This window comes from Methyloglobulus morosus KoM1 (genome assembly GCF_000496735.2).
GTDB lineage: Bacteria > Pseudomonadota > Gammaproteobacteria > Methylococcales > Methylomonadaceae > Methyloglobulus > Methyloglobulus morosus.
Genome location: NZ_AYLO01000114.1, coordinates 1 through 25,695, shown reverse-complemented (window position 1 = coordinate 25,695; position 25,695 = coordinate 1). Strand labels below are relative to the sequence as shown.

Here is a 25,695-nt window from a genome sequence, read left to right as displayed (position 1 = left end):
ATACGTACAAATACCTAGCGTCTGCTGGGGAACTTTGAACAAGTGGGTTCCATAAGAAAAACCCGAAAATATGATGCAATTATGGCTATTATTACGATGAATGGGCGGCAAACACGGTGAGTATTGGGAGACTTTGCGTGATGTATGCGATAATGCCACCCCTTAAATTTTTGACCATTTACATCCTGTTAATAACGTGGAGCAATACATGACAGCAATGGTTGGCATTATCATGGGTTCGTCCTCTGACTGGGAGACCATGCAACATGCAGCGGAAACCTTGGGACGCTTAGGCATTCCCCATGAAGTCGAGATTGTTTCGGCGCACCGCACTCCGGATAAACTGTTCGCGTATGCTGAAGCTGCCGAAGCTAAAGGGTTGGAAGTCATTATCGCAGGCGCAGGCGGTGCCGCCCATTTGCCTGGGATGACGGCCGCAAAGACCTTGATTCCAGTGCTCGGTGTGCCGATCCAGACCTTGTCCCTGAACGGCCTGGATTCTTTGCTTTCCATTGTCCAGATGCCCGCCGGCATTCCGGTCGGGACGTTGGCAATCGGTAAGGCAGGTGCCGTCAATGCGGCATTGCTCGCTGCTGCGATTATTGGCAATAAACACGAACACTATCGCTCTGCCTTGCGGCAGTACCGCCGCGAACAAACCGACACTGTACTTGAAAAGGCTGATCCAAGGGTTAAGGGCGAATGAAAATCGGTATCTTAGGTGCCGGGCAATTGGCCCGCATGATCGCCTTGGCGGGTTTTCCCCTCGGTTTAGACTTTATTTTTCTCGATCCCTCTGTTGATGCCTGTGCCAATCGGTTAGGGGAACACCTTCATGGTGACTATAGCGACCCCGTGTTGCTTGCACAATTGGTTGAATGCGCCGATGTGGTGACGTACGAATTCGAGAATGTGCCGGCGCAAGTGGTCGACTATCTGGCAGAACATACAAAAGTATATCCCCCCGCCAAAGCCTTGGAAGTGGCGCAAGACCGATGGGTGGAGAAAAATTTTTTCCAGGAACTTGACATTCCAACAGCAAAATTTGCCTTAGTTAGTAGTCTTGAGGATTTGGCGTTCGCCATGCCTACACTGGGTTATCCAGCGATACTCAAGAGCCGTACCCAAGGCTATGACGGCAAAGGTCAGGTGGTACTTAAATCAGAAGCCGACTTGAAATCGGCATGGGAAATTGTGCAAGGTGCGCCGTCCATCGTCGAGGCGTTCGTGCCGTTTAGCCGCGAAGTCTCCATCATCGCTGCCCGTAGCGTAAGCGGCTCGGTGGTATTTTATCCCTTATCCGAAAATCAGCACCAAGGCGGCATTTTGCGGGTGGCGGAATGCCGCGCCAACGACCCCATGCAAGCCCAAGCGGAAGACTACCTAACGCGGCTGCTCAACGCCTTGGATTATGTCGGCGTACTCGCCTTGGAACTGTTTGAGGTCGAAGGCCAATTGATCGCCAACGAATTCGCCCCGCGCGTGCATAATTCCGGCCATTGGACGATAGAAGGCGCGGAGACCAGCCAGTTTGAAAACCACCTGCGGGCGATCCTGGATTTACCTTTGGGTTCGACCGCAGCGATAGGCAACGCAGCGATGGTCAACTTTATCGGCGGCTTGCCCGAAGCCAAAGAGGTCTTGGCGATAGCAAACGCGCATCTGCATCTTTATGGCAAAAGTCCGCGTAAGGGGCGTAAGGTGGCGCATGTGACGGTAAGGGCTTCAAATTCCGAAAGTTATCGAAATTCGTTAGAAAAGCTTGAACGGTTGGCCACTCAGGTTGATGATTCTTAAATTAATGGTAGGGGGTGAGCTTGTGAACCCCAACAAATTGCTTGAAGGTTATCGTTGGGGTTCGTCCATCACCCCAACCTACCGTGCTATGGTTCTGATTTAACAATCACTAAAGACAAATCAATGCCTTGTGTATGCGAACAAGAAGTATTAGAGCAGTTTTGCGAAAAGCGTTCTTTGACTGATTTTTATGAGTTACGAAAAGGATGTCGCGCATTAAATAAGATTTTAATTCCAGACGATAAGCTTCAAGAGCATCAAAACTTTTGTGAACATCTGTCAGATAGTGCATTTCATCAATCAATTGCATTACTTGCTTTTAAGCGAGGACATCTTAGGGCATTGACAAAAATTATTCATAACTATTGCTTGGATGGTGAAGAAATTCACAACGCGCTTACAAAGCAGTATCGTAATGACCTCAGGGAAACATGGGGGGGTGCTAAAGAAACCAAGGATCGCTTTAATAAATTCAGAATGTATCAAGGCAGAATTAACGAACTGCTATTCTGTTCTTGGCTTGAAGCAGAGGGATGGCAGATTCAAGCAATGGAAGCTCATGGTGGGTGTTGCGATGTTGAAGCAAATAAAGTAGGTGATAATTTGGTTGTTTTTGAAGTCAAAAGCATAGGTCATGAAGAGTTGCTTTTTGAGTTGGAGTTGGAAGCGTTTGAAGGTGATGGTGTGTCCTGTGGTTCAATCGACGTATATGAGCCATTCAATTATTTAATACTTCGAGTGTACGAAGCGGCGAAACAGCTTTTTAAACTAAAATCTAAAGCAACTCGTAAAACCGTTATCATGATTTTATCCGACTATGAAATGAACTTTGAGATTCCATTAAAGGAAGATTGGGTAAATTGGTCAAACCCTAAATTTCTTGAAAAGGAAAATGTTATTGATGCTGGTGATTTTATAAAAGAGAAAAGAAAGATAAAAAAAGATAAAGAAAACCTAATTTTAGATCAGGATATTATTAAATATATTAGTTTTATCAGCGATATATGGTTCTTTAAGATAACTTCCGAGTTTAAGTTGCAGTTAATGAAAACTGTTTGTGTCAAAAATGATTAGAGTAGTGGAAGAACAAAAAAAAGCCATAGCCTTAATATCCGGAGGGTTGGATTCCATGCTGGCGGCAAAGACTGTCATGGAGCAGGGCATCCATGTAGAAGGGATCAATTTTTTCACCGGATTCTGCGTGGAAGGTCATACCCACGCCATCCGCGAACGAGACAAGGCCAAACCCAAGCGCAATAACTCCTTGTGGGTAGCCGAGCAGTTGGGCATCAAGCTGCACATCGTCGATGTCATTGAAGAATATAAGAACGTCCTGATTAACCCCAAGCACGGCTACGGCGCAAACATGAACCCGTGCCTGGATTGCAAGATTTTTATGGTGGGTAAGGCCAGGCAGTGGATAGCCGAAAATGGTTTCGACTTCATCATTACCGGCGAGGTCATCGGGCAACGGCCTATGTCCCAACGCAAAGCCACCATGCCGATTGTCGCCAAGGAATCCGGTGCCGATGACTTGTTGCTGCGCCCCTTATGCGCCAAGAACCTACCGCCGACCTTGCCGGAACGGGAAGGCTGGGTAGACCGGGAAAAGCTGCACGACATTACCGGGCGTTCCCGCAAGCCGCAGATGGCAATGGCGAAAGATTTCGGCATAGCCGATTACGCCCAGCCTGCAGGTGGCTGCTGCTTCCTAACCGACAAAAATTATTCGGCAAAGCTGGTCGATCTTTGGCAAGCACGGGACAGCAAGGATTACGAACTGGACGATGTGATGTTGCTGAAAGTCGGCAGGCACATCCGCCCCAGGCCGCATTTCAAGCTGATCGTCGCCAGGGAAGAGGGCGAAGGCCGCTTCATGCAAGGCTACAAGCGCGATTTCATCAGCATGATCTGCACCAGCCACACGGGGCCTTTCGTGCTGCTGGACGGTGAGCCGTCGGCAGAAGACTTGTACTTGGCGGCGAGCATCACCGCCCGTTACGGACAAGGCCGCAATGCAGAGCAAGTCGATATGGCAATCACGCAAAAAGACGGCTCGGAACGCACCATCCAAGTCAAGCCCTTGGCAGGTGAAAAGCTGCCGGAGGAATGGGTGATATGATTTTGTCGATAAGTTTAAAAATTTACTCCCTCTCCTGCTGGAGAGGGTCGGGGTGAGGAGACTTAAATAAGGAAAGTGCCTTATAAATCCCCCTCATCCTAACCTTCTCCCTCAAGGGAGAAGGAACTGTGTTACTAATTAACGGCATTGCCCAAATTTCCGATTGATTGCAGTAGAATAAATTCCTATATGAACAGAGAAATACTGAATGCGCGGCGTTTGCTTTGCCCTTTGCCCGTCATCCGCACCCAGGATAAGGTTAAACAATTGCAGCCCGGCGACCAACTGGAAGTCATCTGCACCGACCCCGGCGTGATGCAGGATATTCCCGCCTGGTGCCGGATTAATGGGCATAAGGTCTTGGAAAGCAGTTCGGGTGGGCATGAGTATATAATTGTTCTTGAAGTCGGAAGATGATGCCTCAATTTCTTTGTTAAATCACGTAGAGACATAACGATTATGCCTGTCGGACAAAATCCATTCCCTGCTATGCCTGAAATCCTCGGCATTAAATTAGGCACAACCAATGCAGGGATTAAGCAAACCGTTAGGGATGATTTGTTGCTGATCGCTTTGGCAGCAGGCTCAACCTGTGCCGCTGTTTTTACCCGCAACGCCTTTTGCGCCGCGCCCGTCCATGTCGCTAAGGCTAATTTGGCGCATCAATCCCGATGGTTGCTGGTTAATTCCGGCAATGCCAATGCGGGTACGGGGCAGCAAGGCATGACGGATGCCCTTAAAACCTGTGCCGATGTTGCCGAGGTGGTTGGCGGCCAGGCTAACCAGGTCTTACCGTTTTCGACCGGGGTCATCGGCCAGCCTTTGCCTGTGGCGAAGATTACCGCTGCTTTACCGGTTGTGGTCGGTCAATTGGATACGGGCTTATGGGACAAAGCCGCACGCGCCATCATGACCACCGACACCTTCCCCAAAGGCGTATCCAAATTAATAACATTGGACGGGCATCCCATTACTATCAATGGTATTGCCAAAGGGGCAGGGATGATCCAGCCGGATATGGCGACCATGCTGGCGTTTATCGCCACCGATGCCAAAATAGCCCAGCCTTTGCTCCAAAGCTGTTTGTCAGTAGCCGTTGAACAATCCTTCAATCGGATAACCGTCGATGGCGATACGTCCACCAACGATGCCTGCGTACTGATGGCGAGCGGCTGCGCTTCCATGCCTGAAATTGTCGCAGGCAGCGAACATTACCTAATCTTTGCCGATGCCATCATGTCGGTTTGCAAGCAATTGGCGGAATTGATCATACGTGATGGCGAAGGCGCAACCAAGTTGATGCGGGTAGTCGTCGAACAAGCCCAAAGCGATGCAGAAGCCGTGCGCGTCGGTAAAACTATTGCCCATTCGCCCTTGGTGAAGACCGCTTTTTTTGCCAGTGATCCCAACTGGGGGCGGATATTGGCGGCGGTAGGCCGTGCTGGTATTGAGGACATGATCCTGGAAGACGTGCAGATTAATCTGGACGATGTCTGCATTGTCAGGAACGGCGGCGTAGCGAGCGATTACACTGAAGCCGCCGGACAGCAGGTGATGAAGCAGGAAGAAATCACCATCACCATCAAACTAGGGCGTGGGCAAGCAAAGCAAGAAGTGCTAACGTGCGATTTTTCGTATGATTATGTGAAGATTAATGCAGAATATAGGACGTAAAAGGTAAGATAGGCCACGCCAAGTGGCACATCAATCTCGAACGATGCGCCTACTGTCGGTGGCATCCTATTTTGGCGGTCTTATCGGGTTCTTTGCATGGCTATGTGTCATGAATGCCGATGTTGTAATTGCAGTATTTACACAGGAAAAGAATGATCAAATGCCCAAGGTGTCCAATGGGGACGCTGAAGGGTTAGGTAAATAGGTATTAACTCCCCAATAATATTTATGCGCAATCGCACTATTGTCAATAGTCCTCAACAATTAAACCTAGACTGGGCGCAAGCCATTCTAAGTAACCATGAAGAATTGACAGAGGTTGAAATTAATGAGGTCAACGTAACGTCAGTCGATATAGGGACTACCACGAGGGTGCGGATAGCAGTAGAACATAATGTCCCCGATGTTCCAAAGCAGTGGTTTGTTAAGTTGCCTTCTTTATCTTTTCGGGCAAAAGCAATTACCGCTTTACCGAGATTGTTGCCCACCGAAGTTCGATTTTATAACGAATTGGCCGATCAAGTGCCCCTTAACAAGCCGAAGCTGTTATTTGCCCACAATCGGTTTGGACGAGGATCCACCCTCGTGATAAACGATGTGTCTGAATTTGGCGCAATCCCAGGTCGGGTGGGCGATGCGTTGACAGTCGAACAAGCACGTTTGGTCATCAGGCAATTGGCACAATTCCATGCCCATTTCACGAATAAGGCCAGGAATGGTCGGGATTTTCGATGGTTGGCTGGGCCGGTTCGTCGTTTGGAAGACGGTTTGGGTGCGGCACTGGCTGTGCCCTTGATGAGACGGGGACTGCGTCTTGCAGGCGAGTACGTAGCAGCGGGTTTGCATGGGCCTGCACTCCGTTATGCCCGTCACCGTAAAAAAGTGATGCGGTTTTTGTCTTCGGCAGAACCGACCTTGGTGCATCACGATTGCCATCCAGGCAACTTGTTCTGGCATAACAATCAACCGGGCTTCCTTGATTGGCAAATGGTGCGGGTTGGGGAAGGGATCGGTGATGTCAGTTATTTTTTAGCGACTGCGTTAACGCCTGAAAGCCGGCGACAGCATGAACTGGCATTGCTCGCCGATTATCATGAAATAATGGCCGAAAATCATTCAGTGAAAACAGATTTCAACAGTTTGCTGAACCGTTACCGAGCGCACTTGGTTTATTCATTTGAGGCCATGATCGTAACATTGGCAGTCGGCGGTATGATGCCGTTGGACAGCAACCTCGAAATGATACGGCGGGCAGCACAAGCCATTGAAGATCATGATGCGTTTGCACTCTTGCAAAACGTAGGTTGAGTAAATTTAAGCCATAAAATGGACGAGCTCATGTCTAATTCATCAAAGCGGTGATATGAGTCCTTTACAAGTTGCTGTCGGTGTCGTCAAAAACTCATTGGGGGAAGTCTTAATTTCGTTAAGGCACGATAAGCTACATCAAGGCGGCTTATGGGAATTTCCCGGCGGTAAGGTTGAAGCGGAGGAAACTGTTGGGCAAGCTTTGGCACGGGAGCTTAAGGAAGAACTGGATATCACCGTTCAAGCGGCAATGCCGCTAATCACCATTAACCATCAATACCCCGATTTAGCCGTGCAGCTTTGCGTCTTTACGGTGGAAAGTTATTCCGGCACGGTGAAAAGCTGCGAAGGCCAGCCGTTTCTGTGGGTGAATCCCGATGATTTGGTCAACTACGCTTTTCCGGTCGCCAACCGTCCGATTATTGCTGCCGTTCGATTGCCGCCTTATTACGCCATTCTGGATGATGCCGATCCCACATTGCTGCTGGTTAATCTGGACGGCATCCTCGAAAACGGCATAAAGCTAATTCAGGCACGGCTAAAAACTTTGTCTGCCGATGCCGTAAAAAGCTTTCTCGAACAAGCCTATCCTTTGTGCAAAACTTATAAGGCAAGCTTATTATTGAATTCTTCGGTTAAACAGGCTGAAGGCTGCGAAGTTAATGGGCTACATTTAACCAGTGTAGATTTACTGGCTTGTCGGCAAAGGCCCGACGGCAAACAATGGGTAGGTGCTTCTTGCCATAATCGCGAGGAGTTGCGCCATGCCGAGAAGATTGGAGTTGATTTTGTTGTGTTAGCGCCGGTGTTGGCTACGCCTACACATCCCGATGCCGAGATTTTAGGGTGGGATCATTTTGCCGAACTAACCGCCCAAATCAACCTGCCCGTTTATGCGTTAGGCGGATTAACCCAATCTGATTTACTTGTTGCGCGGGAAGCGGGGGCTCAAGGGATAGCGGGAATTCGGGCTTTTTTGGGTTGAAATTGTCGAAAAAGCGAAACTAAACCCCGAAAAGTAATCAAATAGCATAGCAAGTTGACCCTTCCCCACTCCAGCGTAGTGATCCGCGTAAACCGGGTTCCTGTCACTTCGGTAGGATTGACGGAATCCAGGCCATAGGGATTGTGGTAGAGTATGTCCTATGAATAACAAGCTACGCTTTTCTAAACCCCATGCAATTTAGCATTGCATCCGTGGTATCCGGATTCCGGCAAGTAGCGCTAGTTCCTGCTTGCCAACCGCACTTCCGTCAGTCCCGATCGGAAAGGCCGGTTTTGTCGATACCTATACCCATAAATTAGGGGGATGAGATTTTAGAGACTTCCTTATGAACCTAATTCGCATAATTAAATTCGCATGGTTATCCTGTTTTTTATTGCAGCCGCAGCTCGCCCTTAGCGATAAGCTCAATGACCAGCGGCAGGCGTTCCTGCAAGCGGAGCAATATCTAGCTGAATCAAATGAAGCGGGATTTTTGGCAGTCAGGTCAGGTTTGGACGATTATCCACTTTATCCTTATTTGCGTTACCAGTGGCTGAAAAATCAGTTGCCCCAAACCGATCAAGTCTTGGCGTTTTTATCAGCTTATAAAACTACCCGTTACGCCGGATTGCTGCGTTCCAAGTGGCTAGATTACCTGGCAAAACAAGAACGTTGGCAGGACTTTGTCCGGTACTATGAAGTGAGCGGTGACAGTGCGGATGATTGTCTATACCAATGGGCGCAATACCGGATTGGCAATCAGTCGCAAGCATTGGCCGAGGCAAAACGCTTGTGGCTCTTGGGTGAACCGGTGGATAAAAGTTGTCAGCCGTTGTTTACTGCGTTGCAGAATTCTCCCCTCATCACTCCGGATTTAATTTGGCGGCGATTTGAAGCGACGGTCGAAAATAATGACCTTGATACGGCAAGAACCACATCGCTCCTACTCAAAGAGGAAGCACGGAAAAATGCCGAGTTGTGGCTGAAATTACTTGAAAGGCCCGAATTGATTGAAGACGGCCAGTTTTGGCTGGACAAAAATACCCAAACGGGTCGGCTTTTTGCCCATGCCGTCAAGCGGCTGGCGAGTTCCAATTTAGATAAGGCATTGACCGTATGGGACAGCAAAATAGCGAATTTTTCACTTGATGGACAAACCGCCCAACGTGTCGAACAGAAGTTTGGGTTGTCGCTGCTGAGCAAGAAAGATAATCGTGCTTACGGTCGTCTCAGTAAGGTGCTGCAGCCCGATGAAGAAACCAGGGCGGCAAAGGTCAGGTCGGCCTTGCTCGAACAAAACTGGCAACATGTTAACAATGCCCTGTTTGGATTGACGGTAGCGGAGCAACAAGAACCCAAATGGCAATATTGGAAAGCTCGTGCATTACAAGAAATCGGGAAGAAGCAAGAATCGAATCAAGTCTATGCTGAATTAGCCAAAGACCGGAGTTATTACGGCTTCCTGGCAGCGGATTTTGTCAATGTGCCGTACCGAATCATCGATCAACCCGTGAAAGTGCAGGCGGAGCAGCTTAGGCAACTCGAGGAAAATCCTGATTTTAAGGCCTGTTACGAGTTTAAATTTCTGGGTCGGGATTTGGAGGCCCGTCGACAGTGGCAGTTTGCGATCAAAAATTTGCCCAAAGAAAAGCTCCAGGCCGCAGCGAAATTGGCGCAGCAATGGCAGTGGGATCAACTGGCCATCACGACTTTGGTAAAAGCCGATTATTGGGATGATCTGGCCATACGATTTCCACTGGATTATGCGGACGAAGTGCAAGCCAGTGCCTATAAGCACGACCTTGATCCTGCCTTACTGTTCGGCTTGATGCGCCAGGAAAGTATGCTGGATAAAAATGCGGTATCGTCTGCTGGGGCCAAGGGTCTTATGCAACTGATGCCGGAAACGGCAAGGACTATCGCCAGGACATTGCGGGAGCCTTGGCATTCTGATTCTGACTTATTCAAGCCGGATCTCAATATTCAGTATGGTGGTTATTACTTCAAAGATTTGCTAATCCGTTTCGGTGGTCATATTGCTGTAGCAGGAGCGGCTTATAATGCGGGGCCGAATAGGGCGAAGAAGTGGCTTCCCATTACGTCCGCTGTTCCTGCAGACATTTGGATAGAAACCATCCCATTTAAGGAAACTAGAAAATACGTCTCCACCGTGCTTTCTTATGCAATTATTTATCAAAATCGGCTTAAAAAAGGCGGTCTTAAACTAAAGGGCTTATTGCGGGATGTCACACCATAAATATAACTCGCTAAAATAGGAGCTGATTTTTTACGGTGTCTGTAAGATAATACTTCGCTTTTATAAAAATTACAGACCACAAGGTACGGAATATTGTTATGTCGAAACAACATAGTTTAACCTATGAGGAATTGCTGAAGTCCGGTAGGGGGGAGCTATACGGACCTGCCAACGCGCAATTGCCCTTGCCGCCCATGCTGATGATGGACAGGATTACCCTGATTACTGACGAAGGTGGCAAATACGGCAAAGGCCAGATAATAGCTGAATTGGATATTCACCCCGACCTGTGGTTTTTTGCCTGTCATTTTCAAGGCGATCCCGTCATGCCGGGTTGTTTGGGTTTGGATGCCATGTGGCAACTGGTCGGTTTCTTCCTGTGTTGGATAGGCGGTCCCGGCAAAGGCCGTGCACTGGGGGCGGGTGAAGTTAAGTTTTTCGGCCAAGTTTTGCCCACCACCAAGAAAGTCACCTATAAGATCGATATTAAGCGACTGATTACGCGCAAGCTCTTCATGGCTATTGCCGATGCCAGCATGGAAGTCGATGGCAAAGAGATTTATATCGCGAATGACTTGCGCGTTGGGTTGTTTACATCCTTGTCAGAATTCTAGGGGTTGTTATGAAACGGGTTGTAGTGACTGGCTTAGGCATTGTTTCCAGTATTGGTAACAACAAGGCCGAAGTCATCGATTCCTTAAAGCAAGGCCGTTCCGGCATTGTGTTTGCCGATGTCTACCAGGAAATGGGTTTCCGCAGCCATGTGCATGGCGCTATCACTATCGACCAGGACGAATTTATCGACCGTAAAGTCAAACGCTTTATGGGCGATGGCGCTGCCTTTAATTATATCGCCATGCAGCAGGCGATAGCCGATGCGGGTTTGGCTGATAATGACGTAAGCAATGTTCGCACGGGTTTAGTCATGGGATCGGGCGGGCCTTCTACGTCCAACCAAGTCGAAGCCGCCGACATCCTGCGTGAAAAAGGCATCAAGAAAGTCGGGCCGTACATGGTTACCCGCAGCATGTCCAGTACCAATACCGCGTGTCTAGCGACACCGTTCAAGATCAAAGGCGTCAACTATTCGATTACCTCGGCTTGTTCCACCAGTGCACATTGCATTGGGCATGCCTCGGAATTGATCCAACTGGGCAAGCAAGATATCGTGTTTGCCGGCGGCGGCGAAGAACTGCATTGGACATTGTCCTTGTTGTTCGACGCAATGGGCGCCTTATCGTCCAAATATAACGATGCACCGGATACGGCCTCCCGTCCTTACGATGTCAACCGCGACGGCTTTGTCATATCCGGCGGCGGCGGTGTGCTGGTGATGGAAGAGTTGGAGCACGCCAAGGCGCGCGGCGCGAAAATTTATGCTGAACTGACTGGTTACGGCGCAACCTCGGACGGTTACGACATGGTACAACCCTCCGGCGAAGGCGCGGTGCGTTGTATGCAACAGGCGATGGCAACCGTACACGACAAGATCGACTACATCAACGCCCACGGTACCAGTACCCCCGTCGGCGACACCAAGGAACTGGAAGCCTTGCGTGCGGTTTTCGGCGTGGACAACGTGCCCTGGGTCAGCTCCACCAAATCTTTAACCGGGCACGCCTTGGGTGCGGCGGGGGTCAACGAGGCGATCTATTCCTTGTTGATGATGGAAAACAATTTCTTAAGCGTCTCCGCCAACATCAGCGACCTGGATCCTGGGGCGGAAGGTATCCCGATTGTGCGTGAGCGGCAGGATAACGTGACCTTGAACACCATTATGTCCAACAGTTTTGGCTTTGGCGGCACCAATGCGACGTTGATTTTTCAGAGGTATAACTAACATAAATGATGAGTAAACATTAAAGGCGTGCAGTAAATTATTTTGAGGGTGATTTATGAGTTTTTTTTGGAATTTGTTATTAGTTTTAGTCCCCGTTTTGTGGACTATAGCGATGTTTATACGTGATAAAGTTTCACGTGACTATGAGAGGAATAGTTCTTTGATGACTCGCTTATCAGAAAATCAAGCTATGTCAAATGTAAATTAAGACATCCTTTTTATAGTTCAACACTTGAAGAAGAAGCTATTTTCGGTTCTCGTTTAATTAAATTCTGGAAAGAAAACAAGCAAGAAATATTAAATCAACCCATTAATGTCCTCCTTTGGTAATTCATAACCATTATAAAAATCGTAAGGTGTGCTGTAGGGTGCTGCTAAACGAAGTGAAGCTCATCGTTCGCGATTGATGCGGTTCGTTCCTCGTCGCATCCTACAAACTGATTACAACATAATCGAAGCGCGTAGGGCGGATATCATCAAACCAGACATGGCCGACCCAATCCAAAAAACCGTACCTAATTCAATAAGTAGCAAAAAAACTGCGGCATGGCATCGGCAATAAGATTGCTGATTAGAAAATAAGCGATAAGTTATCCGCACACGACGACACAAGAATGAAATTTACCCAATACTTTGATGTCATGCGGCAACGCCCGGATAGGGCTGTGATTGAGATGGCGTGGATTCAGCGCGTTATTGACCATCCTATAAAGGAGATTGTCCAACAAGATGGTAGAATTCGGCGTTGGGCAAGAATTGATGAGGCAAACGGCAAATATTTACGTGTCGTTCTTCTTTCCGATGGAGAAACGGTGCACAACGCATTTTTTGACAGGTCTTTTACGCTATGAAAATCAAATACTTTCAAGATACCGATACCCTCTATATCGAATTCCGTAATGTTGATGTTGCTGAAACAAAAGATTATGACGAAGATACATTAATTGATCTTGATGCCAGTGGTCATGTTTGCGGTATCACGATTGAGCATGCAAGTGAACGCGCGGATATTCCAGCGTTTTCTTATGAGCAAATAGCTGCCTAAGCGAGATTGAGATTCGCCTAAACCTAACCATGACCGACCCAACCCAAAAATCCCGCACCCAATTCAATAAGCTGCAAAAACGCTTGCGCCATTATGTCGGCGATGCGATTGCCGATTACAACATGATCGAAGAGGGTGATAAGGTCATGGTTTGCCTGTCGGGCGGCAAGGATTCTTACACCTTGCTGGACATCCTGCTCAATTTGCAGAAGACCGCGCCCGTCAACTTCGACCTGATTGCCGTCAACCTCGACCAAAAACAGCCGGGATTTCCTGAACACGTTCTGCCCGAATACCTATCGTCCATAGGCGTGCCTTATCACATCATCGAAAAAGACACGTACAGTGTGGTTAAGCGCGTTATCCCAGAGGGGGCGACCACTTGTGGGCTGTGTTCAAGATTGCGGCGTGGGACGTTGTACGGCTACGCAGAAGCCAACGGCATCACCAAAATTGCTTTAGGCCACCACCGCGACGATATATTGGAAACCTTCTTCTTGAACATCTTTTACGGCGGCAAACTGAAAGCCATGCCGCCCAAATTGCTCAGCGACGACAAGAAAAACATCGTCATTCGCCCCTTAGCTTATTGCCGGGAAAAAGACATTGACCGCTTTGCGGCCTTCAAGCAATTTCCCATCATTCCTTGTAACTTGTGCGGTTCGCAAGAAAACTTGCAACGCAAGGCGATGAAAGCGATGTTGAAAACCTGGGACAGGCAATTTCCAGGTCGCTTGGAAACCATCTTCACTAGCTTGCAAAACGTCGCGCCTTCGCAATTGGCGGATACTCAATTATTTGATTTTGTCGGATTAAGTTTGTCTCGCGAAGCGCAACTGATAGAACCCGTCCTTGCAAGTGTCTTTTCCATGCCCGAAGGCTTGGAAGTTTTGGCGCAATAAATACCTTCCATGCCACTGCGCTAAATCTGATACGTTAACGAATCCCTGAACAAATCCTTCGACAAGTTCAGGGTGAACGGTGCGGTGTTGATTCCGTTCGTGATGGGCTTGTCGAACCGTCAATGGAATCAACTTGTTAAGGGATTCTTTAATTGATTTAGCTGCATCAGCCAATATTCAATTGATTTTTAAAACCGTTCGTTTAAACTATGCGGTCTTCGGAGAGGTGGCAGAGCGGTCGAATGCGGCGGTCTTGAAAACCGTTGAGGGTTTATCCCCTCCCAGGGTTCGAATCCCTGCCTCTCCGCCAAAAGACGATTTAACAAGATTCAACGAAGTACAAAAACCCGCATGTTTACGGCATCGCGGGTTTTTTATTGCCCAACGAAGTGCGTTAGGATGTATATGCCGGAGGTGATTTAACTAGGTCAAGGTGTTTTCAATCCTCATCTGTCTCAATTCCGGCTTGATCGGTTATGCTTTTGGGGAAAGTCTTTTTGACCTTAACGCCTAAGTCAACAAAGCTGTTAGCCTGACGAATTAGGTTGCCTTGTCCTTGAGTCAGTTTGTTCATTACGCCGTCGTAAGTCGTATGGACGGTGCTGAGTTGTTTACCCAGCTTATCGAGCTCTTCCACAAACCCGCGTATCTTGTCGTAGACGATACCCGCTTTATCTGCGATTGCGCGAGCATTTTCATTCTGCCGCTCGTAACGCCAGATATTTTCGATAGTCCTTAAGGTTGCCAGCAAAGTCGTCGGTGTAACGACGATGATCTTATGTTCAAACGCATCGGTAAATAAGCGGTCATCGGCCTGGAATGCGGCGACGAAAGCGGCTTCTATGGGCATGAACAGGAGGACAAAATCCAGCGATTTGATGCCATGCAAGCCGGAATAATCCTTGTCGCTCAGGCTTTTGATATGGTCACGCACCGCGCTCGTATGTTGCCTGATGGCGACAGTGCGTTCCTGGTCATCTTCCACTGAACAATAGCGTTCATAAGCCAATAACGAGACTTTGGAATCGATAATGACATCCTTGCTGTCCGGCAAATGGATAATGACATCCGGTTTGAACAGGCGGTTGTCGTCATCGCGGAATGCGCCCTGGGTGTCGTATTCAATGCCCTTGCGTAGCCCAGAGCGTTCCAACACTTTTTCCAGGATCATCTCGCCCCAATTGCCCTGGGTTTTTTTGTCGCCTTTCAAGGCGCGGGTTAGATTGAGTGCTTCCTGGTTCATTTTTGCGGTATCGCGGCGCAGGGAAATAATTTCTTCGCGCAGACTAATCCTGTCCTTGTTTTCATTATCGTAAACGGTCTCGATCCGTTGCTTGAATTCGCCCAGTTGTTCCCTTAACGGCGTGACGATATGGTCGAGACTGGTCTTGTTCTGCTCGGCAAACTGCTTGCTGCGGTCTTCGAAAATTTTTCCCGCCAAGTTTTCAAACTGTGTTTTTAGCTGGATTTCGGCATCTTGTAATAGCTTTAGTTTTTCGTAAGCGCTTCTTTCTTGTTCTGCGATACGGGTCTGAAGTTCGGCGTTTTTGGTTTTGGCGTTAGTCAGCAGTTGCTGATAATGTTTTAATTCAGCTTCCGTGTTTTGCAGGTGTTTGATTTTTTCATCGGCAACGGCAATGTTGATCGACAGTTGTTGGATGGTGATTTTATCTTTGTGGCTGAACAGCCGCATCAGCACTGCGCCGACGATCAGGCCGACGAGTGCGATTACCCACGGCGGCAGGTTATTGATGAACTCCGTGATGGTCAATGATGCTATTCCTAAAGTTGGGCAAACACTTTTTCCGCTTGTGCCAGCGTTTGTTCCAGGTCATCATCCGAATGCGCGGCGGAAACAAAACCTGCTTCGAATGCCGATGGCGCAAGATAAACGCCTTCCGCCAACATCGCATGGAAAAAGCGTTTGAATAAGGCTTGGTCGCAAGCCATTACCTGGGCAAATCGGGTGATTTTTTCATCATGGCTGAAAAACAGGCCGAACATGCCGCCGACATTATTGGTGGTGAATGCAATCCCGGCCTGTTGTGCACGTTCTTTCAAGCCGGATGTAAGTTTTTCGGTCTTGGCGGATAAGGTTTCGTAAAAGCCAGGCGCAGCAACCAATTCCAGTGTTTTTAATCCAGCCGCCATTGCGACGGGATTCCCCGATAATGTTCCGGCTTGGTAAACGGGGCCCAAAGGTGCGAGATACTGCATAATGTTACGGTCGCCACCAAAAGCCCCGACCGGCATTCCGCCACCCAGGACTTTGCCGAGTGTAGTCAAATCCGGCTTGATGCCATAAAACCCTTGTGCGCCGGATAAGGCCACGCGAAATCCCGTCATCACTTCGTCAAAAATCAACACGGAGCGGTATTCATCGCACACGCGTCGCAAGGTTTCAAGGAAGCCGGGGATGGGCGGCACACAATTCATGTTGCCCGCCACGGGTTCAACGATAATGCAAGCGATTTGTTCGCCGATGTCGGCAAATAATTTCGTAACGGCCTCGCTATCGTTATAGGGCAAGGTCAGGGTGTTTTCGGCAACGGCTACGGAAACCCCTGGTGAGCTCGGCACGCCCAGCGTTAATGCGCCAGAACCCGCTTTCACCAGCAACGAATCGGCATGACCGTGATAACAGCCTTCGAACTTAACGATTTTATCCCGACCGGTGTAACCACGCGCCAAGCGAATCGCGCTCATCGTAGCTTCCGTGCCGGAGCTGACCATGCGTACCAGACTGATCGACGGTAGCAATTCGCATACTTTTTGTGCCAACAGGGTTTCAATTTCCGTGGGCGCCCCGAAACTTAAGCCTTTTTCGGCAGCGGCTTTGACGGCAGAAATGACTTCGTGATGGGCGTGGCCCAAGACCATAGGCCCCCAGGAGCCGACATAATCGATGTAACGCTTGCCCATGCTGTCGTAGATATAAGCGCCTTGGGCATGGTCAATGAAAACGGGTGTGCCGCCAACGCCGCTAAAAGAACGGACGGGTGAATTAACGCCGCCGGGAATTACACTTTTTGCTTCAGAGAATAAAACATCTGCTGTTTTGGTCATGATTTGTAGTTTTTGTACGTTGGTGTAAGGATAAGGGAGCTTGAATGGGATTGAAAGGCTTCGCAATAATTTGGGCGTGTTTCCCTCTGTTTAGAAAGCATTAATTATGGCGACTTATCAGCTAAACGGATGTTACTATTACAGTTAGCGGGATGGATTTCCATTCAGGCTATTTCAAACGACATCTTACCAAATTAGGAGGTGCCAATGGCACAAATTGAAGATATTGAAGGCGTTGGCCCACAATACGCCGAAAAGCTCAAGACAGCAGGTATCCATTCAGTAGAAAAATTGCTTGAATCTGGCGCAACAGCCAAAGGTCGTGACGAACTGGCTACGCAGACAGGGATCAGCACCAAACTGATCCTGACTTGGGTAAACCATGCCGACCTGTTCCGCATTAAAGGTGTTGCCGGACAATTCTCAGAACTCTTGGAAGCGGCAGGCGTGGATACCGTACCTGAATTGGCACAGCGCAATGCCGAAAATCTCCAAAAAGCCTTGGCGCAAACCAATGACGAAAAGCATCTCGCTAAAACCACGCCGTCATTGGGCCAAGTGACTGCTTGGATAGACGAAGCCAAAACTTTGCCTAAAGTTGTTCAGCATTAAACGATAGTTGAATTAAAAAATAAACAGTAGCCTGTATGAAGCGTAGCGTACTAGAGGAAAATGGCATCCACGAAATACCGGATTCCGCAAGCTACTCGCTATATTGTTTAATATTCATTACTTAATGTCTTGAGGTTAGAATCAAATACTTGATAGTAAATTGGTATATTAAAATTTTGGCGAAGATATTGAAGGTAAAGAATCGATTCTTTTGTAACTTTGTTTGGGGATACCACAATCAATTTGTTTGCTCTACTCTTGTTTGGGTAATGTGCATATTCAAGTAGTTGTGCCAAGGCGTCTCTTATACATTGTTTTATAGTATTGGCTGTTTTAATTTCATAGAAAATATGTCCGTTTTGTTCCTTGACCACAATGTCGATTTTAGTACCTAATCCTGTTTCTTGTTCTGTGCCTACGCCATTATGACCATACTTTGACACTAACAATTTATACAAGTCCGTCTGGATTTGATTGTGCAGAAGGTCTATATCAGAATTTTTTCCCTTATATGAAGAAGTGGTTTTTTCTTTTCCCATGCAGTGTCCAGGATTAAAGTGAAACTCTTGGTTTTCTAACTTCGGGTTTTCAACCTTATTTTTTAGATTATAGTAGTCTGACTTAATGGCTGGGTCGTTTTTATCAAACCGTCTAGGTTCATCAAGTATATTAAGGTCTTCAGCCATATACTTAATACAACAAAAACCTTTTGGAGAAATAGACTTAAATTCGTTAACATCAGCACCAACGTCCTCTAATTGGGCATACATCTCTTTTAACCAGCCCCGATTTGCATATTCTTTGAATATTTGTTTAGATTCTTTATCATCTACTACTGCAACATTTTTTATTTCACCTAGCCACCACCTTTCCTTAGTTTTGCTATTGATTGAGTAAATAGAGATATTGTAAGTATCGCCAATATATTTACTTTTATGCTGCCCAATCGCTTGAATATACGCATAATGGAATCCATCTACTAGTTTATTTGTATCCAATAGCCACTCTTCATGACCGTAGCCTGTTTTAGATTCATAAGCACCTGAGTTTTTATTAGATACTTTCCCATCCATTCCTGACGGTTTTTGCCAGTAATTGGTGTTCCAACATACTCTTGCAACCTTATCTCTTGCCATTTTATAAATTCTCTATACACATGGCATTAGCTCTGCCAGTTGTGTTGATTTTAAACCTCAACGGTGCACCCAATCCGCCCCCAATGTCCCCTGCAAGCTACTAAGGTAATCGGGGCTGGAAATCTTGGCTAACATTTGCTCGGTTTTTTCCAGTTTCGTTGTTAACGCTTGGTAACTGGCTGAATCATAGCGGTCTTTATCGCTTAGGCAGTGTCCGAGGTGATCCTTGTGACGTTGCCAAAGTTCACAATCACGTTGCTGCTTGATGGTTAGCCGTTCCTGATACCAGTCGCTTTGCAATAAATAGCCACGGGTGAACAGATGACGGAGCGTGGGATCATCGATGGCTTTTCCTTCGTACTCGCCATGCGCCATGATGTGGAGCAAGGCCTTTAGGGGAGGGCAGGCATCTTCAATGGAGCCATCTTCAAAATACTGGTATGCGACCCGCTGCTGTGCTTCGTAGACGTTGTTGATACCATCGACATAACTGTCCATATCCTGGGTTTCCGGTTTGAGCATGGCTTCGTCGAATACGGCTGTCGGGTAATTGAAGACTTTGCCGAATACGGTATGGACAAAGCGTTCCGTGATCCGGTAGCCCAATCGGCTGGCGTACACGGTCTTTCCTTGATACTCGAAATCGTCAAGTTTTTCCAATTGCCCGTTCTCTATCATAAACTTGGGACAGCGTTGATCGGCGGGCAGGCGGGACCAGATTTCCGGTATTAACAGGCTGATGTCATGGTCGATGCGGCGCAAGGAGCCAATATAGCCGGCAGCGGTAGAGTAGCCATCATAGCCACATAAAATAAAGGATACCAATGCTGTATTGAGGTCGGCGGTGGCTGATAAGGCATTGAAAGGGCCTTTGGTGAGCGCGCCTTCGGAGCCTGCGCCCGTCGTGGAGGGTGATTTGCCCGTCAAGCTGCATATCATGTCCATGAACAGTTCTGGTAATTCCTGGTAATGGATCGGGTTGTAGATAGCCAATGGCCGAATGCCCGCCGCATGGTCGATAGGGTTGTTGCGGCGGCCTGTCAATACCGAGTTGACCGGAAAATAAACGGGTTGGTCATGGCGCAAGCCACGGGCGAGACGGGTCGAAAGTTCTGCGACGTAGCGCATTTTGGGGTCGAGTATGTCGGGCCGAACCTGCAAATAGCGGACATTTTGGCTGGGTTTGCCGTCAACCAGGCGCGGATGGGCAGATGACACAAAATACGCACCATTCTTCGCCCGTGCCGCTTCGCGGATCACATTTTGCATGGGTTCGCTGAATTCCTCAAAATAGACCACATCTTCTAAAAGCTCTTTGGCATCTTGTGTATTAAGCGGTTGAAAGTTGGATATAAAGTTGCCTTTGCCGGAAAAATCCAATTCGGTTTGCAAATCCGTGCCACGATGGACCGCATCATCCGGGCGTTGGAAAAAGCTCTCCTCACAGTTGTTGACCAACTTGACGCTGGGATTGTGATAATCGGGGTTCAATCCGGTTAGAGAACGTGTTGGCACAACCGTGGAAACGGTAATATCGTCTTCCATTTGCAGTTTTTCGGACGCTATAAAATCTTGCCGCAATTTGAATACTCGCCACGCGCCGTTTTCGTCGAAACCCACACGCAAATAGCTCGCCCTCAACTTCCTGCCATGAAATTTCAATTCATTTCCAGGCTTGCCATTGATCAAATCAACCGAAAAATGCTGCCGCCAGTTTAAGCCCCACTCTTTTTTGTAAAAGCGTTTAATCATTAAGGCCAATCCCAATATATGTTGGGGAATTTCTTCTAGCCATTGGTTGTAGGCATCCGAATAATCGGTTGTGGATGGCGTCAGTAATTTAATGACCGATCCCAGCGTGCGTTTACTGCTGAGCAAGCTACGCTGGTCGCTGCCGTGCAGTTTGGGGTCGCGAAAGCGGTTGGCGTAATCATGGTCGAAAATTTTGCCGACAAAATCCATGTCCCTGTTGAAATCCTCAACGAAGAAATCGCCTGAAATGACCGCACCGGCAATGGATTTGGATATTTCCGATTTGCCGCCGCCCGAAACCGTGCTGGGCTTATGGCAAAATGTGCCCTCAGGATAGGTGCCCACCAGCCGCCAACTAGGTGCGTGCGGGTGGCGTTCCATGTGTACCCGGAAGCCATTGGGGTAGATATAGGTATGGTTAATCAGCAGTTTAAGGGATTGCTGGTGATTGTCTTGTAACCAGCTAATTTGCTGTTCTTGGATGTTGATTTGGGCATCTGCCGGGACGAACACAATGTCAGGATGTCGTTTATCCACGCCATAACCGGAATCTTTACGCTCCATTACGCCATTCAGCAATCGACTGGCTTGTTCAAACGTCGGTTTGGGTGCAGCCTGGGATGCGCTGGGGATATGGACATCGCCAAGAACCACGCGCGGAAATGCCAATGCACCACCTGCATGTTCTTCTTCGCAATCGCCAAACAGATTGGTGGCGTAGCTAATTTGGGACTTGATTTCCTTTTTGCTGTAACCGAAGTAGTTGTCGGCAATGAGTGTGACGATAATGCCCTGCATATCGCGGCAGACGAGCTTGAACGGTTTACCGTCGTTGTACAGTTCATCTTCACGCTGCCAGCACATGCCGTCTTTGCGTTGGCGGGGCGTGGCATCGTCGAAATGGGGTAGCCCTAAGGCTTTTTTATTGCAATGGACAAGATGGGGGGCAAGGATGATGCAACCGGTATGGCCGGTCCAATGGTCGATATCCAGTGCGGAGTCGTTTTCCGGCAGGAAGGGGTCTCCGGCATTGCCGAAAATCGATTCGACAAAATCCAGGTTGGCAACCAAGCCGCCTGGCGTAAAAAAGCGCACTTCCATTGTTCTTGCGGGTATCTCGGCAGATAATGCCGGACGCACGATAGGCCGTTGTAACAAGGACACCCACAGTTTTGCAGGCTGGGCTTGGTTAACCGTAAACGGCAGGTTCAGTAAATCATCGGGCGGCGATAATGCGCTGCTTAAAATAGCGGCATAAGCGGTGACCGGCACTTCGGCTTTGTCGGCAGGAACAGGTAAACCGCCCGCCGCGATATGGAATACCCCTTTGGTGGTGCGCTTATCGTTTTGGGGATTATGCAGCACGCCTTGTTGAATCCGGTATGAGTCAATATACCCCGAATGGAATTTGTCGCCATGAAAAGGCAGGGAGAGTTCTCTTGCCAGTCCTTTTTGCTCCAGCACAAAAGTTTGGCCTGGAATGCGTATCGTTTGGTTAATGCCGTTATCCAACAAATAGCGGTTCAGGAAATCTTCAATGCGCTGGTCGGCTGGGCAGCGGTACTGGGCAAGCAAGCGCTGTTGTTGGGAGTATTTTTTTAATAAGCCATTTGCAATATCAAGATATTGCCTGTCATCATCCATTTCGCAAGTAGGTTGTCCCAACGCTGCCAATTGCAGGTTAATGTGATGGTATTTTTGTTGCCGCCGGTCTTTTTTTTGGCTTAGCTCTGGCGGCATCATGCTTACGTTCATTTGGTCAGGCTCCACGGATAGGTTTTACTGTGAATTTACTACGACGACTATAATTCAAAATCAGGTCGCAAAGCCAAGAAAATTTTTTGATAGTTATGTGACAGCTTTAAGTCACGGAGGCAACTACTCGAGAGAATAATGATCCTGCTATGGGGTAGGATGTCGATTCTACGGATTTAACAGGTATTCCGGATTGAAAACGGACAAAATCTGCGCAACCCGTTTCATTCGTGTCATCCGCGTGCTATTTCAGCAATACCGGGCTTACTGATGAAAGCTGTCATTTCGGGTATAATTCGTCTATTTTAACGTGGAGCGGTCTAACGGTATGTCGAAAATTAACAAAGTGGTGTTGGCTTATTCAGGGGGCTTGGATACCTCCGTCATTCTCAAATGGTTGCAGGATGTCTATCAATGTGAAGTCGTTACGTTTACCGCCGATTTAGGGCAGGGGGAAGAAGTTGAACCCGCCCGCGCCAAAGCCCAGGCGATGGGTATTAAGGAAATCTTTATTGATGATTTGCGTGAAGAATTTGCCCGCGATTTCGTCTACCCGATGTTCCGTGCCAATACCATTTACGAAGGCGAATATCTGTTGGGTACGTCGATTGCGCGGCCTTTAATCGCCAAGCGTTTGATTGAGATCGCCAATGAAACCGGTGCAGAAGCCATATCGCACGGCGCAACCGGTAAAGGTAACGACCAGGTGCGCTTCGAGTTGGGCGCTTATGCATTAAGGCCCGACATCCACATCATCGCGCCTTGGCGGGAATGGGATTTAACCTCACGGGAAACCTTGATGGCTTATGCCGAAAGGCACGGCATTCCGGTGGAAATGAAAAAAGGCAAGTCTTCGCCCTACTCGATGGATGCCAATTTGCTGCATATCAGCTACGAGGGCAGGGTGCTGGAAGATCCTTGGGCAGAACCCGAAGAAGATATGTGGCGCTGGACGGTATCGCCCGAAGCCGCCCCGGATAAGGCGACCTATATCGAACTGACCTACAGCCAAGGCGACATCGTCGCTATTGATGGCGTTGCCCATAGCCCTGCGGAAACTATTGAAAAGCTCAACAAAATAGCGGGTAGCAACGGTATAGGCCGCTTGGATATTGTCGAAAACCGTTATGTTGGCATGAAATCGCGCGGTTGTTATGAAACTCCGGCGGGCACGGTCATGATGAAGGCACACCGGGCTATTGAATCGTTGACCTTGGATCGGGAAGTGGCGCATTTGAAGGATGAACTCATGCCGCGCTACGCCTCGCTGATCTACAACGGATATTGGTGGAGCCCTGAGCGGCTTATGCTGCAAACCATGATTGATGCGTCCCAGGTCAATGTCAACGGCAAAGTGCGGATCAAATTGTATAAGGGCAATGTGATCGTCGTGGGGCGTTCGTCCGAGACGGACAGCCTATTTGACGGCAGCATCGCCACGTTTGAAGACGATGGCGGCGCATACAACCAAAAAGATGCCGAAGGCTTCATTAAATTGAATGCCTTGCGAATGCGTATTGCGGCGGCAAAGCGTTCAAAATCAGGAAAATAGTGGTAACAAGCTAGAATTATCCTTGTATAATCGTAGGTTCGACGTTGTTGGGCCAACGGTTTTACGGTGGTGATGCCAGAACAATAAAAATCCACTGTAAATTCTTATGCAGCGGACAGAATAATAACAGGCGATATGCAAGATAAACGCACAGAGATTGTTAAACTACAAGGGGTTGTGCGAACAATCCCTTCCCATCAGCAGTTGGTGAAAACCAACCGTCTGCTGATGGGCGCTGTGCTTTTCTTGATGATGCTCGTGCTGATCGTCGGTATTGTGTTCATCCCTAGTTCGAATATCGTCGAAAGGGCCGATAAAATCAATGTGGCGCATATTGTCGCCCAAGGCATGAACCCCGTGGTCTCTACTGAAGTCAACAACTTGAAAGGCCAGCTCATCGGCTTGCTCAGCGGTTCGATTGAAAGCAAACTGAAGGCATTGGAAACCAGCATCAAGTCCGGTACGGTAGACAATTCCCTGGGTACGATTGCCGACCTGAAAAACGACATCAAGACACTGCGAACCTATTCGGAACCACCCAATAAGCCGGAAGCCGTGGTTTCCAACGAGCAATTGGCCGAAGAAGTCACCCATCTCAAACATCTCATCTACGCCAGCCTTACTTCCTGTGGGCTGATGTTTGTGGCGGTGGCAGGAGTTTGGGTTAAATACCGTAGTCGTTTGCCTTATAAGGACATTAAGACGGGGTATTTGGGTAGGCGTTGATTTGTTTATAGCCTGGTGATTTCATATCAGCAAGAAATTTAGTTTGTAATGAGTTAGCTGCTCTTTAGCAGAAGTAAGACTTTTCATTTTTATGCTTATCTTCTCGAATTACCTAAGGTCAGAATTCAAAATTTCAGTTACATGAATGAATTAACGGAGGAAAAAGGCAAACGCTTTAGCCTAGTATATTTAGAGCGTGGCGTTCCTGCACGAGACAGACAGCGATTCAGAAATCGATTAGCGGCATATTATTGGGAGTATCTACATAAAGGCTTTAAAGATGAAATAGTAAAGGCCATGAAAAGGGAAGCAGGCATCGAAGTTCCTTACTATGGCAATAGCGGCTATAGCCCTTCTGAAGTTTTCAAGAATGGTGAACTAAGAGATGTTTTAGACTCCATCACTCTGGTCTATCAAGTATTACTTCCTGATCCCAGATTTCCGGATTCTTATAAATCGCCCGCCCAAAATTGGCATTCATTTGTTTCAAGAGTCCTACATGAAGAAAATGTTGGCTATGTCCTAGATGAATCCTGTGGTGTCCATTACCTTGTCGATCAAGAATTTGAGCGCAATCGTGCTTCTACATTAGCAACACTAGATAACCCTCGCTATGGTGGTGTGCGTGCTGCTTTCGAGGATGCATTCCGGCATTTGGACAGCGATCCCAAAGATACTAAAGCTGCGGTTCGATCAATTTTTGAATCTCTTGAAATTTTGACCAAGATTATGGTTAAGAGCCAAAACCTTAGTCGAAAGGTTGTAGAAAGCACACTAAAAGTAAAGTGCTTATCAACAATCAACGGGGATTCGGTTATGAAGACTGTAATTGAAGGGCTTATCAATTCTTTGGCAAATTGGGTTGATGCCCTTCAATACTACAGGCATGGGCAAGAATCAGATGAGCCTATTGGGCCAAGTGAGGAATTGACAATCCATATAATCAGTACAGGAAGTTCTTATATCCGATGGCTTAGCCAATTTGATCAAAAAGCTATGGAAAGATAGGGGCTAACGTATATTTGAAAGAATAAAAAAATGAATCGTTCCCACGCTCTGGCGTCACTGCCATTAAGTTAAGAAATACTTTATATTAAAAACAGTGAGATAATTAACCTATTTAAAGTAAGTTATGAGTAAAAAACGTGCACAATCCGTCTTAGCCA

General features: G+C 47.8%; 22 protein-coding genes and 1 tRNA gene. 19 read left to right on the top strand and 4 right to left on the bottom strand.

Annotated features, from left to right (window positions below):
* The first annotated feature begins 208 nt into the window (after positions 1 to 208).
* From purE to MGMO_RS14725, 15 genes are all read left to right on the top strand, one after another.
* A complete protein-coding gene (gene purE / locus MGMO_RS14795; RefSeq protein WP_023495867.1) occupies positions 209 to 706 on the top strand; it encodes a 5-(carboxyamino)imidazole ribonucleotide mutase in 498 nt (165 codons plus the stop codon).
* Positions 703 to 1,797 carry a 5-(carboxyamino)imidazole ribonucleotide synthase gene (locus MGMO_RS14790; RefSeq protein WP_023495866.1) on the top strand — a complete coding sequence of 365 codons (1,095 nt, stop codon included), beginning with the start codon at positions 703 to 705 and terminating at the stop codon, positions 1,795 to 1,797. The genes purE and MGMO_RS14790 overlap by 4 nt, the downstream gene beginning before the upstream one ends.
* A gap of 123 nt (positions 1,798 to 1,920) precedes the next feature.
* Entirely contained in the window at positions 1,921 to 2,871 is a 951-nt protein-coding gene (locus MGMO_RS14785; protein WP_023495865.1) for a hypothetical protein, read from the top strand.
* Between the two features lie 4 nt (positions 2,872 to 2,875).
* Positions 2,876 to 3,919 carry a tRNA (5-methylaminomethyl-2-thiouridylate)-methyltransferase gene (locus MGMO_RS14780; RefSeq protein WP_036308322.1) on the top strand — a complete coding sequence of 348 codons (1,044 nt, stop codon included), beginning with the start codon at positions 2,876 to 2,878 and terminating at the stop codon, positions 3,917 to 3,919.
* A gap of 189 nt (positions 3,920 to 4,108) precedes the next feature.
* Entirely contained in the window at positions 4,109 to 4,336 is a 228-nt protein-coding gene (locus MGMO_RS19120) for a sulfurtransferase TusA family protein (protein ID WP_023495863.1), read from the top strand.
* 42 nt (positions 4,337 to 4,378) lie between these two features.
* Entirely contained in the window at positions 4,379 to 5,593 is a 1,215-nt protein-coding gene (gene argJ, locus MGMO_RS14770; protein WP_023495862.1) for a bifunctional glutamate N-acetyltransferase/amino-acid acetyltransferase ArgJ, read from the top strand.
* A 228-nt stretch (positions 5,594 to 5,821) separates the two neighbouring features.
* A complete protein-coding gene (locus tag MGMO_RS14765) occupies positions 5,822 to 6,901 on the top strand; it encodes a phosphotransferase (protein ID WP_023495861.1) in 1,080 nt (359 codons plus the stop codon).
* 55 nt (positions 6,902 to 6,956) lie between these two features.
* Complete coding sequence (locus MGMO_RS14760; protein WP_023495860.1) at positions 6,957 to 7,886, top strand: Nudix family hydrolase; 930 nt, start codon at positions 6,957 to 6,959, stop codon at positions 7,884 to 7,886.
* A gap of 346 nt (positions 7,887 to 8,232) precedes the next feature.
* The gene (locus tag MGMO_RS14755; RefSeq protein WP_023495859.1) at positions 8,233 to 10,143 is read left to right on the top strand and encodes a transglycosylase SLT domain-containing protein; all 1,911 of its coding nucleotides are present in this window, start codon (positions 8,233 to 8,235) and stop codon (positions 10,141 to 10,143) included.
* 98 nt (positions 10,144 to 10,241) lie between these two features.
* A complete protein-coding gene (fabA, locus tag MGMO_RS14750) occupies positions 10,242 to 10,757 on the top strand; it encodes a 3-hydroxyacyl-[acyl-carrier-protein] dehydratase FabA (protein WP_023495858.1) in 516 nt (171 codons plus the stop codon).
* Positions 10,758 to 10,765: 8 nt separating this feature from the next.
* Positions 10,766 to 11,983 (top strand): beta-ketoacyl-ACP synthase I, encoded by a 1,218-nt coding sequence (gene fabB, locus MGMO_RS14745; protein WP_023495857.1) that lies wholly within the window; start codon positions 10,766 to 10,768, stop codon positions 11,981 to 11,983.
* A 614-nt stretch (positions 11,984 to 12,597) separates the two neighbouring features.
* Positions 12,598 to 12,834: a hypothetical protein gene (locus tag MGMO_RS14740; RefSeq protein WP_023495855.1), complete on the top strand. Its 237-nt coding sequence runs from the start codon at positions 12,598 to 12,600 to the stop codon at positions 12,832 to 12,834.
* Positions 12,831 to 13,028 (top strand): DUF2283 domain-containing protein, encoded by a 198-nt coding sequence (locus tag MGMO_RS14735; protein ID WP_023495854.1) that lies wholly within the window; start codon positions 12,831 to 12,833, stop codon positions 13,026 to 13,028. The genes MGMO_RS14740 and MGMO_RS14735 overlap by 4 nt, the downstream gene beginning before the upstream one ends.
* A gap of 29 nt (positions 13,029 to 13,057) precedes the next feature.
* On the top strand, positions 13,058 to 13,930 hold the full coding sequence (gene ttcA, locus MGMO_RS14730; protein WP_023495853.1) for a tRNA 2-thiocytidine(32) synthetase TtcA: 873 nt from the start codon (positions 13,058 to 13,060) through the stop codon (positions 13,928 to 13,930).
* Between the two features lie 220 nt (positions 13,931 to 14,150).
* A tRNA-Ser gene (locus tag MGMO_RS14725) sits at positions 14,151 to 14,240 on the top strand.
* 129 nt (positions 14,241 to 14,369) lie between these two features.
* Here MGMO_RS14725 and rmuC read toward each other — a convergent pair.
* Together rmuC and hemL are read right to left on the bottom strand one after the other, a co-directional pair.
* Positions 14,370 to 15,701, bottom strand: coding sequence for a DNA recombination protein RmuC (rmuC, locus tag MGMO_RS14720; RefSeq protein ID WP_023495852.1), 1,332 nt, complete (start codon positions 15,699 to 15,701; stop codon positions 14,370 to 14,372).
* Between the two features lie 11 nt (positions 15,702 to 15,712).
* Positions 15,713 to 16,996, bottom strand: coding sequence for a glutamate-1-semialdehyde 2,1-aminomutase (hemL, locus tag MGMO_RS14715; RefSeq protein WP_023495851.1), 1,284 nt, complete (start codon positions 16,994 to 16,996; stop codon positions 15,713 to 15,715).
* Positions 16,997 to 17,203: 207 nt separating this feature from the next.
* Between hemL and MGMO_RS14710 the strand changes: the two genes are divergently transcribed.
* Positions 17,204 to 17,608, top strand: coding sequence for a DUF4332 domain-containing protein (locus MGMO_RS14710; protein ID WP_023495850.1), 405 nt, complete (start codon positions 17,204 to 17,206; stop codon positions 17,606 to 17,608).
* A gap of 107 nt (positions 17,609 to 17,715) precedes the next feature.
* Here MGMO_RS14710 and MGMO_RS14705 read toward each other — a convergent pair whose 3' ends face one another.
* Entirely contained in the window at positions 17,716 to 18,744 is a 1,029-nt protein-coding gene (locus MGMO_RS14705) for a hypothetical protein (protein ID WP_023495849.1), read from the bottom strand.
* Positions 18,745 to 18,801: 57 nt separating this feature from the next.
* Positions 18,802 to 22,251 (bottom strand): hypothetical protein, encoded by a 3,450-nt coding sequence (locus MGMO_RS14700; protein ID WP_023495848.1) that lies wholly within the window; start codon positions 22,249 to 22,251, stop codon positions 18,802 to 18,804.
* Between the two features lie 328 nt (positions 22,252 to 22,579).
* Between MGMO_RS14700 and MGMO_RS14695 the strand changes: the two genes are divergently transcribed.
* The 3 genes from MGMO_RS14695 to MGMO_RS14685 all read left to right on the top strand — a co-directional run bounded on the left by MGMO_RS14695 (position 22,580) and on the right by MGMO_RS14685 (position 25,537).
* Positions 22,580 to 23,803 carry an argininosuccinate synthase gene (locus tag MGMO_RS14695; RefSeq protein ID WP_023495847.1) on the top strand — a complete coding sequence of 408 codons (1,224 nt, stop codon included), beginning with the start codon at positions 22,580 to 22,582 and terminating at the stop codon, positions 23,801 to 23,803.
* Between the two features lie 135 nt (positions 23,804 to 23,938).
* Positions 23,939 to 24,529, top strand: coding sequence for a hypothetical protein (locus MGMO_RS14690; RefSeq protein WP_023495846.1), 591 nt, complete (start codon positions 23,939 to 23,941; stop codon positions 24,527 to 24,529).
* 141 nt (positions 24,530 to 24,670) lie between these two features.
* Positions 24,671 to 25,537 carry a hypothetical protein gene (locus tag MGMO_RS14685; protein ID WP_023495845.1) on the top strand — a complete coding sequence of 289 codons (867 nt, stop codon included), beginning with the start codon at positions 24,671 to 24,673 and terminating at the stop codon, positions 25,535 to 25,537.
* Positions 25,538 to 25,695: the final 158 nt, after the last annotated feature.

Coding starts and splice junctions, on each gene's coding strand:
- MGMO_RS14705 (WP_023495849.1), bottom strand. CDS start 18,744: ATGGCAAGAGATAAGGTTGCAAGAGTATGTTGGAACACCAATTACTGG.
- fabA (WP_023495858.1), top strand. CDS start 10,242: ATGTCGAAACAACATAGTTTAACCTATGAGGAATTGCTGAAGTCCGGT.
- purE (WP_023495867.1), top strand. CDS start 209: ATGACAGCAATGGTTGGCATTATCATGGGTTCGTCCTCTGACTGGGAG.
- MGMO_RS14760 (WP_023495860.1), top strand. CDS start 6,957: ATGAGTCCTTTACAAGTTGCTGTCGGTGTCGTCAAAAACTCATTGGGG.
- MGMO_RS14685 (WP_023495845.1), top strand. CDS start 24,671: ATGAATGAATTAACGGAGGAAAAAGGCAAACGCTTTAGCCTAGTATAT.
- MGMO_RS14695 (WP_023495847.1), top strand. CDS start 22,580: ATGTCGAAAATTAACAAAGTGGTGTTGGCTTATTCAGGGGGCTTGGAT.
- MGMO_RS14690 (WP_023495846.1), top strand. CDS start 23,939: ATGCAAGATAAACGCACAGAGATTGTTAAACTACAAGGGGTTGTGCGA.
- MGMO_RS14735 (WP_023495854.1), top strand. CDS start 12,831: ATGAAAATCAAATACTTTCAAGATACCGATACCCTCTATATCGAATTC.
- MGMO_RS19120 (WP_023495863.1), top strand. CDS start 4,109: ATGAACAGAGAAATACTGAATGCGCGGCGTTTGCTTTGCCCTTTGCCC.
- hemL (WP_023495851.1), bottom strand. CDS start 16,996: ATGACCAAAACAGCAGATGTTTTATTCTCTGAAGCAAAAAGTGTAATT.
- MGMO_RS14710 (WP_023495850.1), top strand. CDS start 17,204: ATGGCACAAATTGAAGATATTGAAGGCGTTGGCCCACAATACGCCGAA.
- ttcA (WP_023495853.1), top strand. CDS start 13,058: ATGACCGACCCAACCCAAAAATCCCGCACCCAATTCAATAAGCTGCAA.
- MGMO_RS14740 (WP_023495855.1), top strand. CDS start 12,598: ATGAAATTTACCCAATACTTTGATGTCATGCGGCAACGCCCGGATAGG.
- MGMO_RS14765 (WP_023495861.1), top strand. CDS start 5,822: ATGCGCAATCGCACTATTGTCAATAGTCCTCAACAATTAAACCTAGAC.
- fabB (WP_023495857.1), top strand. CDS start 10,766: ATGAAACGGGTTGTAGTGACTGGCTTAGGCATTGTTTCCAGTATTGGT.
- MGMO_RS14700 (WP_023495848.1), bottom strand. CDS start 22,251: ATGAACGTAAGCATGATGCCGCCAGAGCTAAGCCAAAAAAAAGACCGG.
- MGMO_RS14785 (WP_023495865.1), top strand. CDS start 1,921: ATGCCTTGTGTATGCGAACAAGAAGTATTAGAGCAGTTTTGCGAAAAG.
- MGMO_RS14755 (WP_023495859.1), top strand. CDS start 8,233: ATGAACCTAATTCGCATAATTAAATTCGCATGGTTATCCTGTTTTTTA.
- MGMO_RS14790 (WP_023495866.1), top strand. CDS start 703: ATGAAAATCGGTATCTTAGGTGCCGGGCAATTGGCCCGCATGATCGCC.
- argJ (WP_023495862.1), top strand. CDS start 4,379: ATGCCTGTCGGACAAAATCCATTCCCTGCTATGCCTGAAATCCTCGGC.